Here is a 14,923-nt window from a genome sequence, read left to right on the forward strand (position 1 = left end):
TTAAAACGGCTCCCGGCTCAGCTGCAGCGCGACAACCAGCTTGCCCTGCTGGTCATGGCCGGCGAGAATAAGCCGCTCGGATTCGTTCTCTTCATAATGAGTCAGGCCTTCGGAATAAACCCAGCCCTGCCGCATTTTCAGTCCGACGCGGAAAGGACCGTTCCCGGAAATTAAACCATTCGAATATTGAATAACGGCATTCGTTAGAAAAGTAGCGGCCGGATGCTTGGAGGCGTCGTTATGAGCCGCATAGGCTCCTGTCGTCATCTCAAGATGAATATACACATCTTGATCTTTCAAGCTTTCCAGGCGTCTTTGAACCTCAGCCGGATGGATCGGTTGCATCATCTTGAATTCTCCTTTGACCATATAATTAAGATGAATTGAGAAGATTGTATAGTAAGTTTATCGGAATAGCAAGAATAAGATTAACGTTCCGATACCTTTTTCTCATAAAGATTAAAATCGCCGATTGGGTTGGATGCCGTACCCTTAAATTCGTAGCCGCAGCCGTTCCCGTAGAAATCGTTCAGCTTTGGATTGTTGGCAATGCAATCAAGCCGAACCCGGTCTTTACCCGGGAAATGAATGCCTGAACCCGCCCACTGAACAATCGCCTCGCCGAGATTTGTTCCGGCAGCCTTGCGGTTAATATTAAGCCGGTGCAGATAGACGGAGCTCTCATGCCCTTCCTCGCCCCACAGTTCCCGGTCCCACGGGCTTGCCTGCTGCATCAGCATAACCATCCCCATCAGCGTGTCTTCCTGCATGAAAATATATACTTCGCCACGTTTGATGGCTTCCGGCGTACGATGGGAGTCTTCGCCCTGCAAAAGACCGCTCCATTGCGTGGAGCCTTTGCTTTTCAGCCATTCCGCCGTACTGGCGAGCAGCCCAAGCACGGCCGGCGTATCCCCTTCCGTGGCTTGGAATACTTTTATATGATTCTGAATGATCCCGATTGGTTCTGAATGTGTATACATCGATGGTGTCCTCCCGCTAATAGCCTAAGATACCTACAGTATACTCTCTTTGTCCAAGCTTCTACAAATCTCAACCGCAGGTTGAGTCCGGCAAAAGTTCAATTGCCGCGTTATTGTTCCGTCGGATTAACTTCAATAGAATGAAGAGTATCGAAGGAGCGTGAACTATTATGAAGGAGCAACTGGCGCGGAGCATTGCGATCTACCGGAAGGAACGGGGGCTGACGCAGGAGGAGCTGGCAACAAGGCTCGGCATTTCATTTCAGGCGGTATCCAAATGGGAGAACGCCCTAACGATGCCGGATCTCTCGCTGCTGCCGGAATTATGCCGGACTCTTCAGGTAAGCGCGGATAAACTGCTTGGCTATGCCTCTCAGGATAAGCCGATTACCATCTACGAAGAGGAGTACAAAACGGAGAACTATTATTGGGGAACGGAGCCTAACGGCGGCGTATACGAGGTGCTGCGGCAGATGCCGCCGTCCAAACGACTGAAGCTGCTGGATATCGGCTGCGGGGAAGGGCGCGACGCGGTGTTTTTTGCTCGCAACGGTTATGAAGTAACGGGAATCGATGTGTCGGATGCCGGGATCGAGAAGACGAAACGACTCGCCGACGCTGCTCGGGTTCAAGTGAAAGTGATCAAAGCGGATGTGCTTGATTTCCGGCTGGATTCGGCTTATGACATCATCTACTCCAGCGGAGTTCTTCATTATATCAAGCCGGAGTTCCGCCAGGAGATCTTCGCGAACTACAAGCAGTTCACTAACCCTGGCGGAATCCATGTCCTGAATGTATTCGTGCATAAACCATTTATCGCCCCGCCGCCGGAAAAAGAACCTCATGCCTACAAATGGCATTCGGGCGAGCTGTTAAGCCATTATCATGACTGGCTGATCAAGGACAGCGCCGAGCTTGTATTTGACTGCAATTCCAGCGGCATCCCTCATCAGCATGCGATGAGCACGATCATGGCGCAGAAGATATAAAAGCTTGCCATTATCCCGTCCCGTCCGGAGTTTGTGCGGACGGGACTTTGAGTTGTCCGGTTATTTATCGTTCTTTTCAATAAGAAACAACGCTTCATCAAGCGTAACCTCGTACTCCTGCCTGCCCTCCATGTCTTTCAGCCGGACGGTGCCGCTTTGAACCTCTTCTTCGCCGATTAGCAGCGCATACCGGATCGCCCTGCTTTCAAGCGAGGCCAATGCCTTTTTCAGCTTCCTGCCCGCCGGTTCCATTCCCGTCTTCATCCCGTTCGACCGTAAGACGGTCGCAGCGAGCAAGGCTTCATCAATCGTATTGCCGATGGCTATAACGACGACCTTTGGAGCAGGCGCCGGAATTGGCCGATCCCGGATCATTTCCATAATAGACTCCATGCCAAACGAAAGCCCCACGGCCGGATATGCAATGTCTTCGCTTCCGATCAGCTTTCCGATTATGGCGTCATACCGCCCGCCGCTCCCTATGCTGGACGTATAAGAGCCGCTTGCGTCAAAGATCTCGTACACGGTCCCTGTATAAAAAGACAAGCCTCTTGATAAAAAAGGATCAAATCGGCAAATGTCCGACAGTCTGAGCTTATCCATTAGGGTCTGCAGAGATCTAACCTCGGCTGCACCTTGTGATTCCGCAAGTCCGTATCGATCGACCAGAACATCAAATGACAGCTCTTCCATGGCCATAAGCTCAGCAAACTCCCGAAGCGTTGCTCCGGGAATGCCTTTCCCCTTCAGTTCATCCAGGACATCATCCTTGCCGATTTTCTCGAGTTTATCGAGCGTAAGCATGACGGAAAGACTGTCTTCCGCCTGCACTCCAACCGCATCCAGAATCTCCCCTAGAAGCCGGCGGTTATTCCACCGCATTATGACGGGAATTTCCAGCCTTTTAAAAACCTCAACCGCAATCAGCAGCAGCTCCGCTTCTGCTTCCGGCCCCGCAATTCCCACCACGTCAACATCACATTGCAGGAATTCCCGCAGACGGCCGCGCTTCACCGGACCATCGCGAAAAACCTTCCCGATCTCGTACCGTCTGTACGGAAGCTTGATTCCGGGATTCAAAGCCATAACCTTCGCGAACGGAATCGTCAAATCATAGCGCAGACCAAGTCTCCTTCCGCCTTGATCCGTGAACCGGTACATCTCCTTCAGAATTTCATCGCCGCCCGCATACTTGGATGTCAATAAATCCAGCTCCTGAAGCACGGTTGACTCCATGCTCTCATAGTCATACCAATCGAAAACCTCCTGCAGCACAGTCCTTACCTTCTTGCGAAGCGCTTGTTCCCGTCCGAAATAATCGTAGGTTCCTTTTACATTTTGCATATCCGGCACTCTCCTTTTATTTTGGTAAAAAACAAAAAAACGCGCAGGACCTCTTGGTCCTGCGCGTTATCTATGCCGCAGGGAGGCCAACGCGAAATGCGCTAGCCCTCCCTGAATTTTGTATCAGGGGTGCTAACGCTTTTTGTGATGATGAAGTTGATTAAGCATGATTGTGATCATATGCGCAACTCCTTCACATAACTCGGATAATTAACGTTGATTATAGCAGGGCAGATTCCAAGATGCAATGCATGCTTTGCATTATGAAAAAATGGAATCTATTCTCTCCCGGTCATAATTAAGGATCCAGTTATTCCGTTTATAATACTGGGACCGAAGAGTTTCGGGAGAACCCGACACAATGTCTAAACCTCGACTGTCATAAAAATGAAAAATGGTTTTTTTCGTTTCGTTAACAATATAAATCCAGCGACCTGAAAACAGCATTTTATTGATGTGAATATCTGAAGCTTTACACTTTAGCACAAAACGATAATATTCCCAGCCATCCTCTACGTCATCTTCCTCATCCGGACGCCATCTGATGCAGCTGAGCGTACGAACTGCATGCGAGTTAAGCAGTAGCCGACTGATTGGTTTGAATTTTCGAGGCTTGTTGGGTATTCGTTTAAAGCAATCATAATAAATAAAAAGCAGATCATCATCTGCCTGATGCGTATCTTTGAATAAAGTCAGAGCCCGATGTTTCACCTGTTTGAAATAACTGTCATACGATACATTGGGATCAGGATTTCCAATTTCATATCGAATTCCTGTATCTGCATTATAAAATAAGGGAGCTTTCAGCCTGAAATCAGGAGAAAAATGGTCTCTAAGAAAAAGGTCGAGTATTTGATTCGTATTCATGGTATCACCTGTCACTTCTATAGCATTATCACCTATTGTACCTTGCTATTTATTAAGTCAGCACTTTAAAAATAATTGTAATAAAAAAGCCCGCTCCTACAGGAGGGGCTTAAGCTATAGTTAGACACTTATTCCACATTCACGATGTCATCAGCCTTCTGGGCAATGCGGGACCAATCCGCGTGCTCCTGGCCATATTGATCAAGCAAAGCAGACAACTTGTTCATCAGCTCGTCATTTAGAATCTGCTTTTGCTGAAGCTCGATGTCCAGCGCGACCAGCAATATTTTCGCAAGATCCAGGTCACTCACCTGCAGCTCGCCAAGGTCCCCCGGGAAAAACTTCACCCGCATCAGGGAGGCGGAGTGGCTGTCTTCCTTCGAGTACATCAGATCATATAGTACCTCAAAATGATTCGCATACTCGGCGTTCTCGATTGTTCTTAAGAATACAGCCTGGTCGGCTAATTTGGAGTGAGCCGTTCCTACGAATAAGGTGTTCCCGCCGATATCGGTCAGAACAAACCGTCTGTCCTCGGCCAGATCCTTTACCTTGGATATGCGGGGTATGCCGCCGCGCGGGATTTTCCCCGTCTTCTCCTTGAGCGAGGATGTAAAGCTTGCATAGAGCCCATTAACATCATCCGTCTGAACATAGCACATATTCTGGTTCTCGACGGGCACCGTCTTCTTGCTGCCATAGAAGTGCAGCTCGATGTCGCCGTATTTCATAACCGCGTAAGGATTGGGACGAGTGTACAATTGGACGGTTTGAAAACCAAGCGTCTCATAGAAAGCCACCTGCTCTTTTAGGGATGGACACGGTAAAATCGGGATAATTCTCTCCAGACCGTTCAGCTCCTTTAGTTAACTGATCCTATATCTATGGAGATTATACCTTTCTCCCCTTCCTTTGGTTTCATCCTTGGACCAATTAGCGAGAAATCAATATCCTGCCATCCAAGCGGGTACGCGGGCGATGCGGGCTGCAGCCCGTAATCCCCTGCCGCTTCATCAACGAACCCGGCAGGCGCAAGCAGCGTCTGCGCATCATATTTTCCCTCCAGTAATGAACGCCAGGATTCCCACGCATACAGGTTACCCCAGACTTTACTTACTCCGATCGAGGGAAAAGGAAGCTCGCCCGTGACCAATGGCGCCGCGCCATCACGCCAATACAGATTACGGTCAGCCGATGCCAGACGCTCCCCGCTCCAATTCACATGCGCGTACATATAACCGGAATTGGATACGATATTCGACTCGATCACAATATCACGGTTGTACTCGCCTACCATTTCCTGCGTGCCAAAAGCGCATTCCGACTCGTTATTCGTAATTAAGTTGTTCCTGATCCGGTTGCCGATCCCTTTCGAGAATATGGCCATCCACAGCTTGCCTTCACCGGTCTGGTACAAATGATCGATCACGTTATGAGTGACTTCTACGTCGTCGGTCGCATCATCGAGATAGATCCCAAAGCCGAAGGAGAAATGAATACCGCTGTGATGCAGCCGATTGCCATGAATGACATTGCCGCGCCCGATTCCCCAAGACTCAATCATCCCGCCGTCCTGACTGTCCGTCATTACATTCGAGAGATCGTTATAACAGATCCGGTTGTTACGGGTATACAGGAAATCATAATGGTTATCCCAAGCGACAGCCGTCTCCCACAGCATGGACGGCATCCGCTGATAGCGAAGCCCTTTCATGGAAATGCCATAACGGGGCATATTCGCGATCCGGTTATGGGCAATCTCGTTATCCCCGCTCTGATACAGCACAATGCCGCTTCCATGCCCCACCAGTTCGCCGCCGTCTGTAATCACATTATCCGCGATACGGTGGCCTTTGTTCCGGTAAGGAGCAAGGTTATCCCGAAAATCCCCCTCTCCCGGTGCATAACCTGATGCATAAATACCGGTATGGCCCACCCGCTCGACTCGGTTGCGAAGCAGCCGAACTCCTTCAACGCCGCGGTCAAGATATACCCCGCAGGTACCCGAATTACGAATGATGCTGTCCGAGATCTCGATATCTTGAACATCACGCAGATAAACGATGCCATTCCGGTTCTCATCCGGTTCCGCGTTATCCATGCCGGGCTCCTCCCGCATCATTCGGAAATCCTCAACGAAATCCGTGCAAACAAAGGTTAGACCGGAAAAGGTCAGTCCGGAAGCTCTCTCTTCTTCGCTGTCTCCCTGTATATGAAGAATACGGCCGATTAACGGCGCGACGACTTGCTCCTTCCATGGCGACTCGCTTCGCGGACGGTAATACAGCACGCCGGCCGATTCATCCAGGTGGAACTGGGCGGGCTCCCGCAGGAAGGCAAGCGAGCCTTGCAAATAATAACGGGACTCCTCTCCAATCTCCCAGCAGCTGGGCCGCTTGAAACGGATCGTTCGCTGCCCGGCATCCATATCGGCGACCGGAATGGTCTCCGCGAACCAGTTCGCCTCGCCTCCGCCCGGCCATACATAAATCTGCAGGCCATCCGCATCGCCATGCGGAATATCCGGGAATTCCCCCTCCCTATAGCGAATGCCGGCTCGTCCGTCTTCCTCGAGCGGCTGAGAGCGGTAGTACCCGGAGTCTGGCATTCTGGCTTTCGAAATGCGCCGGCCATCCGCATAAAGAGTATGGAACTTCACACCCTTCGGCACCCGTGCCGACCAAAGTCCATCTCCCTCGTCTTCCCACGCTGTCAGAACCATTCCGCCGATAAACTCAGCGGTTTCTCCTTCCGCGCTCCGGTAGATGACCGGGCATCGCTCAGCATCCGCGTCGCCGCAGCCGAACCGGAGAGGTTCATCAAGGGTATAGGTGCCTCCCCGGACAATAACGGTTACTCCCGCAGCCGCGCCTTCTTTAACGATAGAACGGACGGCCGCCTGTGCTTCCCGAATGCTTCGGAACGGCTGTTCCTTGCTCCCGTTGCCATGATCACTGCCCGATCCGCTGACATAGATTTCAAGCATGCTTACACCCCTTATGCTTGTAGGTTTGACTCCACACTGCCACAGCACCGGCTATACTGTAAACTGCACAAAATGCTAAAAAGCGTACGATCTGCGTATATCCCCTTTATAAGGTGATTCCGTCTAAAATAACCCTTGCGTAACTTTTTGGTAACGTTTACAACTATACATATAGAGACTACATGCTGGATAAAGGGGCAGATACTCATGAAAGCATACGGCTACTTTACCTCCAAGAAATATTTCAAGCGCGTGTTATTTTCTATTATGCTGACGATGGCCCTGATCTTGACCGGTCTGTCCGCAGCCAATACCTATCTGCTCGAGAGGTCGGTCAAGCATGTCCAAGAGGACGCGAACTTGAAGGTTCTGACCCAGACCCAATACAACCTCTCCTATATGAATGAAATTATCGTACACCTATCTACCTTCGCGTATCGCGATAATGCCCTGATTCCGCTGATGTTCAGCAACAATCTGCCCAAGATGGAATATATCCGCGGTTATCAGCAAATGTACAACATGCTGGAAAGCTCCTCCTTCCTTCATTCAATGGCGGTATATAACGCCTCGACGAGAGAGCTTTACGGTTCCTCCAGTGATTTTCTGGTGGACGGCGGCACGACGAAAAACAGTATCCTAGAGTGGCTGCTGCATACCTCTGGAGGCTCCTTGCCTACCTCCAGACTGATTCCGTTCAGCTTCAATCATTCTAACGGCATCGATGCCTTTGCTTTTATCGTAACGGATGCATACGGCCCGTTCACCTCCGAGCAATCAGCCGTCATCTTGTTCATTAAACCGGACTGGGTATTCGACAGCCTGAGCAAGCTTAACGGCGTAAGCAGCGGGAACAGCGGCGAAATTCTAATCCGAACCTCCGGCGGGCAGTTGTTCGACAGCGGGCATTCGAGCGAGTCTCTTCCTTTGGATCAGGAGGCCATTGGACAGCTGGTAGATCCGGATCATACGGCATCATCCGTACAGCAAAGCGACTCCGGCTTTGTGATCGGCAATTCCGGCGGGCAGAAGGTTATGATTACGTACTTGCATGGGATCGGGGATTGGACCATTCTGTACATTCAGCCTTACAAGGAGATCATGCAAGCGGTCTCGGATATGCGGACAAGGAATTTTGCGCTCACCGGCGCGTTTATCCTTCTTTCTATCGGAATTTCCATCTGGCTGAGCTATAAGCTTTACGGTCCTATCGAAACGATGCTGAAGCGGATTCTGCCGCATATGCGAACCGCTGCTCCCGATTCAAGCAAGCGCAATGAACTGGATGCCATGGGCGATTTCTACGAGCAGCTCTCCGGACAACTGCAAGAGATCAGCTCGGAGCAGATCGTGCGCAAATATTATATCCGCAAGTTCCTGACCGATTACCGGAGCCTCTCGGAGCTGGATATGCGGCAGCTGATTACGAAGCATGAGCTGCAGCTTGCTCCGCAAGGACCATTTACGGTATGCACGCTTCGGATCGACCGGTACGATGAATATGACCGCCGTACCTCAACGGCGATGAAGAAGCTCCACAGCTTTGCCGTAATCAATATCACGAGGGAAGTGCTGTCGCGGGCATTCTGCTGCGAGATGATTGACATGCAGGAGGATCACTTCACCTTGATCTTATCCGGTAAGGAAGAACCGCTCGATCCGACCGCTGTCAAACCATCTATTGCCGATGTCCAGCAGGTTCTGGAACGTTACTACCATCTCTCCCTCTCATGCGGAATCGGCGAAGCCGCAGCCCAGCTGACCCAGCTGTCCGCAAGCTATTATCAGTCCTATCAGCTTAGCCAGTACAGTATTCTGATGGGTTACAAAGCCATTATAGAAATACAGGATATACGTACAAATCTCGAGAACAAACAAAAGTCGCTGCCGGAGGATGTAGAGAAGAAGCTGTCGGAGGCCATTAAGAAAGGAAAGCTGACCGATGCCGGCAGCGAGCTTGAGCGGGCTTTCACCTTACTGGCAAAGCTGCAGCTGGAGGATATGAGGAGAGCCATCGCCGACATGGCGTGGGTCATCAAGAACGCCGCGGCGGATATCACGAGCAACCGGATTACCCATCTGTCCGTCGATATTGAGCGCATTCCCCTCTTGCCGCAGGATCACTATACGCTGGATGAGCTGCATATGGCCTTCCTGTCCCTCTGCACCGCCATCTGCGATGAAGCAAAGCCTTCCAGCATGGAACGCAATGAGATGATCATAGAGACGGTGAAGGAATTAATCTGGCAAAAATACGGCGACTACAATCTAAGCCAGCAGTCCATTGCCTCGACCGTCAAGCTAAGCTCCGCCTATGTCGGCAAGCTGTTCAAGGACAGCTGCGGAATTACGATTACCGAATATCTCAACGATGTCCGCCTGCGCCGGGCACAGGAGCTGCTGCTCAAAGAGGACAGCACGATTGCCGAAATCATGGAGAAGGTCGGTTATGGCAACCAAAGCTACTTTTTCCGCTTATTCAAAAGCAAGTTCGGCAGTACGCCGAAGGAATTCCGCATTAAGAGATCGATCTCCTGAAGCTAAGCCGCCTGTTTCCTTACAAGGAAGCAGGCGGCTTTTTACTGCCTCAAACGGTATTAAATAGTAATTCGCAATAAGTACACCCCGCTTCTACAGTTATTCAAGGATTGAACTCTATCCTGCACGATCCGGGTCATGGCATGCTGGACTCATCACAAATTTGGAGGAGATGCACTTGTCCAACATTCCGCCTGCCGGACTTTCCAGCAGCCCTGAACAGCCGGCAGCACCTGCGCCTGTCAAACGCAAAAGCTGGCTTGCCAAAGAGCTGTGGCATATTCGGCGAAACCGCGAGCTTATCCTGCTTGCCCTCCCCGGCGTCCTATTCAAACTGGTCATTGCCTATTTGCCTATGGTCGGGCTGATCCTGGCCTTCAAATACTTCCGGTATGATCAGGGGATATTCGGCAGCAAATGGGTAGGCCTTGCCAACTTCGAGTTTCTATTTAAAGCGCAGGATGCCTTCCGCATTATCCGCAATACCCTGCTGTACAACTTTTCGTACATTCTTCTCACGATGGCGATATCCCTCCTGCTTGCCCTGCTGCTAAATGAGCTGACGAGCAAGCTGATCAAGGTATACCAGACGACCTTGTTCCTGCCTTATTTCATCTCCATGGTACTGGTCGGTTATATCGGCAACGCCTTTCTGGATTTCGAGAACGGATACCTGAACACCATCTTTACCTTCTTTGGCCTGAAGACGCATAACTGGTATCTGGAGACGACACCGTGGATCTTTATCCTGCCGCTTGTCGCCCTATGGAAAGGAGTCGGGTTCTCAACCCTCGTCTACTTCGCCGGCATTACGGGAATCAGCACCGATTATTATGAAGCTGCCCGGCTAGACGGAGCCTCCCGCGTGCAGATGATGACCCGGATTACGCTGCCGCTCCTCAAGCCGCTCGTCATCATTTTGTTTATCTTGGGTCTCGGCAATATATTCAGAGGGGATTTCGGGCTGCATTACTTCGTTCCGAATAATGTGGGACCTAACTTTCCGACAACGGACATTATCGACACCTATGTGTACCGCGCCTTAACGAAGCTCGGGGATATTAACTCCGCCGCTGCCGTCGGGTTCCTGCAATCCGTCGTTGGACTCGTGACCGTCGTAACCGCTAACCTGATTGTCCGCCGCATTGACAAAGACAATGCGCTTTTCTGACCGAGGAGGCCGCCTAACCATGAAAATCAAAGTTGCTGATACTTTTATCAATCTGTATTTCATTATCGTTTGTCTGCTTATTGCCATGCCCTTTGTTCTCGTCATCTCCATCTCGCTTAGTTCCGAGGACAGCCTGCATCAGTTCGGCTATCAATTCCTGCCCAAGGAATGGAGCCTCGAGGCTTACCGGATTGTGTTCGAGAAGCCGGAGCCTCTGCTTAGAGGTTACGGGGTTACGATTGCCATTACCGTCATTGGCACCGTGTTATCGCTGTTTATGACCGCATTGATGGCTTATCCGATTTCACGCAGCGATTTCCGCTACCAGCGGCCGCTTACCTTCTATGTATTCTTTACGATGCTGTTTAACGGCGGATTGATTCCGTTCTACATTCTGATGACGCAATATCTGCATCTGAAAAACACGCTGGCCGCCCTTATTATTCCCGCCATCATGAGTCCGTTTAACATCATGATTATGAAGGGCTTCCTCGACAAGATATCGAGGGAGATCATCGAGTCCGCAAAGGTAGACGGGGCAAAAGAGTACCGGATTTTCTTCGTCATTATATTGCCGCTCTCCACGCCTGCCCTGGCGACTCTTGGCTTGTTTATCGCCTTCGGGTATTGGAATGAATGGTTCAACGCCCTGCTCTTCATCGACAACGACAAATTCGTTCCTCTCCAGCTGCTGCTGGTCCGGATCTTGTCGCAGGCAGAGTTTCTCGCTAACTCGCCGATGGCCGAAGCAGCCGACAAGCTCAAATTCGCGAAGTTCCCGACGCTGACCGTCCGGATGGCCATGGCTATCATCGCCAGCGGGCCGATGCTTGTCATCTTCCCTTTCTTCCAGAAGTATTTCGTAAAAGGGTTAACGGTTGGCTCCCTCAAGGGCTAATGTACAGCAATTCTAGGCTAGTGCTTTCGAAAGAATCGAATTCTTTTCAGGAGGTGATCCGCACCCTTTTACACAGCTTAAGCAGGAGTGCTTCACGAAGTGTAGTAATACTAAATCAGGAACAATAATTGGAGGGTTCAGTTCATGGTGAACAACAAAAAGAACAGATTGATCGCCAAGCTGCTGTCTGTCGCCTTAGTATTCGTTATTCTCGCAGCCTGTTCCAGCAATAATAACGGTAATAACAATCCAACTCCGGCTCCTACCACAGAGCCTAGCACCGCTGCAAGCGATACGCCTGCCGAATCAACGGAACCCGCGCTGGATCCCGTTAAGCTGACCTTCCTCTATCCGGTTGCAGCCGATCCCGGTCCGGATCAGAAGCTCGTCAATGAAGAGATCAATAAATATCTGCAGGAAAAAATCAATGCAACCGTTGAGCTAAAGCCTCTTACCTTCGACGAATACGAGCCTAAGCTGAATGCGATGCTCGCCGCTAACGAGAACTTCGATATTGCCTGGAGCTCCAAGGGCTGGCTCGGCAACTATCAGCCTTATATCGACCGCGGCGCTTATCTTGAAATTACCGATGACATGCTCGCCAAGTATGCGCCTGAAGCACGGGCGAACATTCCGGATAAATTCTGGCCGGATATGCTTGCCGCAGACGGCAAGGTTTACGGCTTCCCGATCTATCAGGTCGCTGCCAAGCAGAAGAGCTTAATTATCCAGAAGCGCTTCATTGACAAATACAGCCTGGATGTCTCGACGATCCATAGCTACAGCGATATCGAGCTATTCCTGAAGACGTTGAAAGAAAACGAACCGGATGTTGTTCCGCTTGGTCTGGCGCAAAACTCCAGAGGCATGTATATCGATTCCACGGTTGCAGGCACGGACGGCTCGCCTGTCTACTACAAAAAGGATGATCCGGCTTACACGCTTTCGACTTTCCTGAATACCGCCAATGACCGTCTCCCTTACTACCAGAAGCTGCATGAATGGTATGAGAAGGGCTACATCAATCAAGACGCGCCTGTCCTTCAGAACATTAACGATCTGAAAGCGAAAGGAAACGTTGCCGTATCGATCGAGTTCACTTCGAAGCCGGGCGGCGAGATTGGCGAGAAAGCGATCAACGGCGGCAATGACGTGGTGTACGCACCAATCTCCGAGAGCTATTTCACGGGTATCGCGAGCGCGATGCATGTCATCAACAAAAACTCGAAAAACCCTGAACGCGCTCTCATGTTCATCAACCTACTGAACACGGATAAATACTTGTACAATCTGATTTGCAACGGAATCGAAGGCAAGCATTACGAGAAGGTTGACGATCTCAATATCAAGCCAATCGAAGGCTCCGGTTATGCGCCTAACGGCGACTGGGTATTCGGCAACCAGTTTAATGCTTACTTGAAACCTGGTCAGGCAGCCGATACCTGGCAAAAAACGATCGAGCTGAACGACAACGCTGTCGTTCTTGCAAGCAGCGGCTTTACTGTCAACGAGGAGAGTTTCAAATCAGAGGTCGCCAACATCAACGCGGTGAAAAATGAATACGAAACCGCGCTCGAGACCGGCGCCGTTGATCCAAACAAAGTCCTGCCGGAATACGTTTCGAAGCTGAAGGCTTCCGGTATGGAGAAGGTTGATACCGAAGTAGCGAAGCAGTGGGAAGCCTTCCTTGCGCAGAAAGGCTTGAAATAATAGAAGAGGCAGTTGCTTAGGCCGATGGCTTAAGCAACTGCCCTTTTTAACCTCTTAGACTGAAGCTCCGTACTCCCGAAGAAGGCTCGCGACGTTCTCGTTCCCTTGCTGGATGGCAAGGGATAACGCCGTTTCCCCGCCTTCCGCTGCGGCCCTAACGTCCGCCCCATGCTCCATTAAGAGTCTAATCATCTCCAGATTGTCATCATGGAAAGCGGCCGCGTGCAGGCAAGTATGGCCATTGCTGTCCAGTATTGTCGTATCCGCTCCATGCGCGAGAAGAAGCTTAATAACTTCAAGGCTCCGCTCCCCCGCAATGGCCGCATGCAACGCCGTGTTCGAAGGGATAAAGGAGATGCTTGAATGCGAGAGAGCATTCACATCCGCGCCAAGCGCAAGTAACGCCCGCACCACTTCAGGATGGCCAAAATGCGCTGCATAGCCAAGCGGCGTAAGCCCGTCTTGATTTTCGGTATTGGCAAGCCGAGGATGGGCCGTGACTATCTCTTTCACCCGAGCAGCATCGCCGTTCTGCGCAGCTTGAAACAGATCGTTTATGTAGGGCTGTAACTCCATTCTATCTAACCTCCAATTGGAAGATATTGAGCATAGTTGTTTTCTCCCAAAGACATTCCGTTTCCTGCCTCCAAATAAATCCGAAAAATAATGGCAGCCACGGACGGACCCATCCCGTGACTGCCATGATATTCTTTACGCGTACCTCGCAATTGCCTGCTGGTATACATCCTTTGGACGCAGACCGATATATTTGTCCACCGGCTCGCCGTTATGGAAGACAATGACGGTTGGCATTGACATCACGCCAAACTCGGAGGCAATCTCCGGCGATTCGTCACAATCGACCTGAAGGATGGAGACACGCTCGCCTTCCTCCCGCTGCAGCTCATCCAGAATGGGCAGCAGCACCTTGCATGGCGGGCACCATTTTGCCCCGAATTCGACCAAAGCAGCTCCGTTACCGCGAACAGCTTCATGAAAGGATTGGCCGTCTACTTTCCTCACGCTCATCTTTATTCCTCCGTTTCCTTCTGTTCCTCCAGAATCGACTGAATGCGGTCCTCGAGATTCCGCTTGATGCCGCTCAGCAGATGGATCTGCGACTCGATCTCCTCCAGCTTCTGCCGGTAGATCGGGAGCACCTCCTTGCAGAAAGCCTCTTTGTTCTTCAGGACGCAATGCAGAAAACCGGCAATTTGCTCCGTCGATAATCCAAGCTGGAGGTACAGCTGAATGGTCCGCACCTGCTCTTCAGCAAGCGCCGAATATTCCCTGTAGCCGTTGTCCAGCCGAATGGGAGTAAGCAGTCCCTGCTCCTCATAATAACGAAGCGACCGCAGACTGGCCCCGGTACGCGCCGCAAGCTCTCCGATTTTCATTCCTACACGCCTCCCGCATCGTCGATTCGAATCGATTATA

At 50.9% G+C, this 14,923-nt stretch carries 14 protein-coding genes; 5 read left to right on the forward strand and 9 right to left on the reverse strand.

Features of this window, described 5'->3' with window-relative positions; all coding sequences use genetic code 11:
- Positions 1 to 345: a YojF family protein gene (locus M3194_RS26060; RefSeq protein ID WP_251657145.1), complete on the reverse strand. Its 345-nt coding sequence runs from the start codon at positions 343 to 345 to the stop codon at positions 1 to 3.
- A gap of 83 nt (positions 346 to 428) precedes the next feature.
- Positions 429 to 983, reverse strand: coding sequence for a GNAT family N-acetyltransferase (locus M3194_RS26065; RefSeq protein WP_251657028.1), 555 nt, complete (start codon positions 981 to 983; stop codon positions 429 to 431).
- A 170-nt stretch (positions 984 to 1,153) separates the two neighbouring features.
- Here M3194_RS26065 and M3194_RS26070 point away from each other — a divergent pair, with 170 nt between their 5' ends.
- The gene (locus M3194_RS26070; protein WP_251657029.1) at positions 1,154 to 1,972 is read left to right on the forward strand and encodes a methyltransferase domain-containing protein; all 819 of its coding nucleotides are present in this window, start codon (positions 1,154 to 1,156) and stop codon (positions 1,970 to 1,972) included.
- Between the two features lie 60 nt (positions 1,973 to 2,032).
- Here M3194_RS26070 and M3194_RS26075 read toward each other — a convergent pair whose 3' ends face one another.
- The 4 genes from M3194_RS26075 to M3194_RS26090 form a co-directional block, all read right to left on the reverse strand.
- Positions 2,033 to 3,316, reverse strand: a complete 1,284-nt coding sequence (locus M3194_RS26075) for a histidine--tRNA ligase (RefSeq protein ID WP_251657030.1) — start codon at positions 3,314 to 3,316, stop codon at positions 2,033 to 2,035.
- Between the two features lie 261 nt (positions 3,317 to 3,577).
- Positions 3,578 to 4,183, reverse strand: a complete 606-nt coding sequence (locus tag M3194_RS26080; protein WP_251657031.1) for a DUF3885 domain-containing protein — start codon at positions 4,181 to 4,183, stop codon at positions 3,578 to 3,580.
- A 128-nt stretch (positions 4,184 to 4,311) separates the two neighbouring features.
- On the reverse strand, positions 4,312 to 4,983 hold the full coding sequence (locus tag M3194_RS26085) for a VOC family protein (protein ID WP_251657032.1): 672 nt from the start codon (positions 4,981 to 4,983) through the stop codon (positions 4,312 to 4,314).
- Positions 4,984 to 5,045: 62 nt separating this feature from the next.
- Positions 5,046 to 7,169 carry a right-handed parallel beta-helix repeat-containing protein gene (locus tag M3194_RS26090; protein WP_251657033.1) on the reverse strand — a complete coding sequence of 708 codons (2,124 nt, stop codon included), beginning with the start codon at positions 7,167 to 7,169 and terminating at the stop codon, positions 5,046 to 5,048.
- Between the two features lie 207 nt (positions 7,170 to 7,376).
- Between M3194_RS26090 and M3194_RS26095 the strand changes: the two genes are divergently transcribed.
- From M3194_RS26095 to M3194_RS26110, 4 genes are all read left to right on the forward strand, one after another.
- Positions 7,377 to 9,707 carry a helix-turn-helix domain-containing protein gene (locus M3194_RS26095; RefSeq protein WP_251657034.1) on the forward strand — a complete coding sequence of 777 codons (2,331 nt, stop codon included), beginning with the start codon at positions 7,377 to 7,379 and terminating at the stop codon, positions 9,705 to 9,707.
- A gap of 172 nt (positions 9,708 to 9,879) precedes the next feature.
- Positions 9,880 to 10,878, forward strand: coding sequence for an ABC transporter permease subunit (locus tag M3194_RS26100; RefSeq protein ID WP_311292092.1), 999 nt, complete (start codon positions 9,880 to 9,882; stop codon positions 10,876 to 10,878).
- A gap of 19 nt (positions 10,879 to 10,897) precedes the next feature.
- Entirely contained in the window at positions 10,898 to 11,776 is an 879-nt protein-coding gene (locus M3194_RS26105) for a carbohydrate ABC transporter permease (RefSeq protein WP_251657036.1), read from the forward strand.
- A 144-nt stretch (positions 11,777 to 11,920) separates the two neighbouring features.
- Positions 11,921 to 13,486, forward strand: coding sequence for an ABC transporter substrate-binding protein (locus M3194_RS26110; protein ID WP_251657037.1), 1,566 nt, complete (start codon positions 11,921 to 11,923; stop codon positions 13,484 to 13,486).
- Between the two features lie 54 nt (positions 13,487 to 13,540).
- On the opposite strand, the gene M3194_RS26115 is transcribed toward M3194_RS26110, so the two are convergent.
- From M3194_RS26115 to M3194_RS26125, 3 genes are all read right to left on the reverse strand, one after another.
- On the reverse strand, positions 13,541 to 14,062 hold the full coding sequence (locus M3194_RS26115; RefSeq protein ID WP_251657038.1) for an ankyrin repeat domain-containing protein: 522 nt from the start codon (positions 14,060 to 14,062) through the stop codon (positions 13,541 to 13,543).
- A 135-nt stretch (positions 14,063 to 14,197) separates the two neighbouring features.
- On the reverse strand, positions 14,198 to 14,515 hold the full coding sequence (locus M3194_RS26120; RefSeq protein WP_251657039.1) for a thioredoxin family protein: 318 nt from the start codon (positions 14,513 to 14,515) through the stop codon (positions 14,198 to 14,200).
- A 2-nt stretch (positions 14,516 to 14,517) separates the two neighbouring features.
- Positions 14,518 to 14,883, reverse strand: coding sequence for a MerR family transcriptional regulator (locus M3194_RS26125; protein WP_251657040.1), 366 nt, complete (start codon positions 14,881 to 14,883; stop codon positions 14,518 to 14,520).
- Between the last annotated feature and the right edge of the window lie 40 nt (positions 14,884 to 14,923).

This window comes from Paenibacillus glycanilyticus (genome assembly GCF_023715145.1).
GTDB classification, from domain to species: Bacteria; Bacillota; Bacilli; order Paenibacillales; family Paenibacillaceae; genus Pristimantibacillus; species Pristimantibacillus glycanilyticus_A.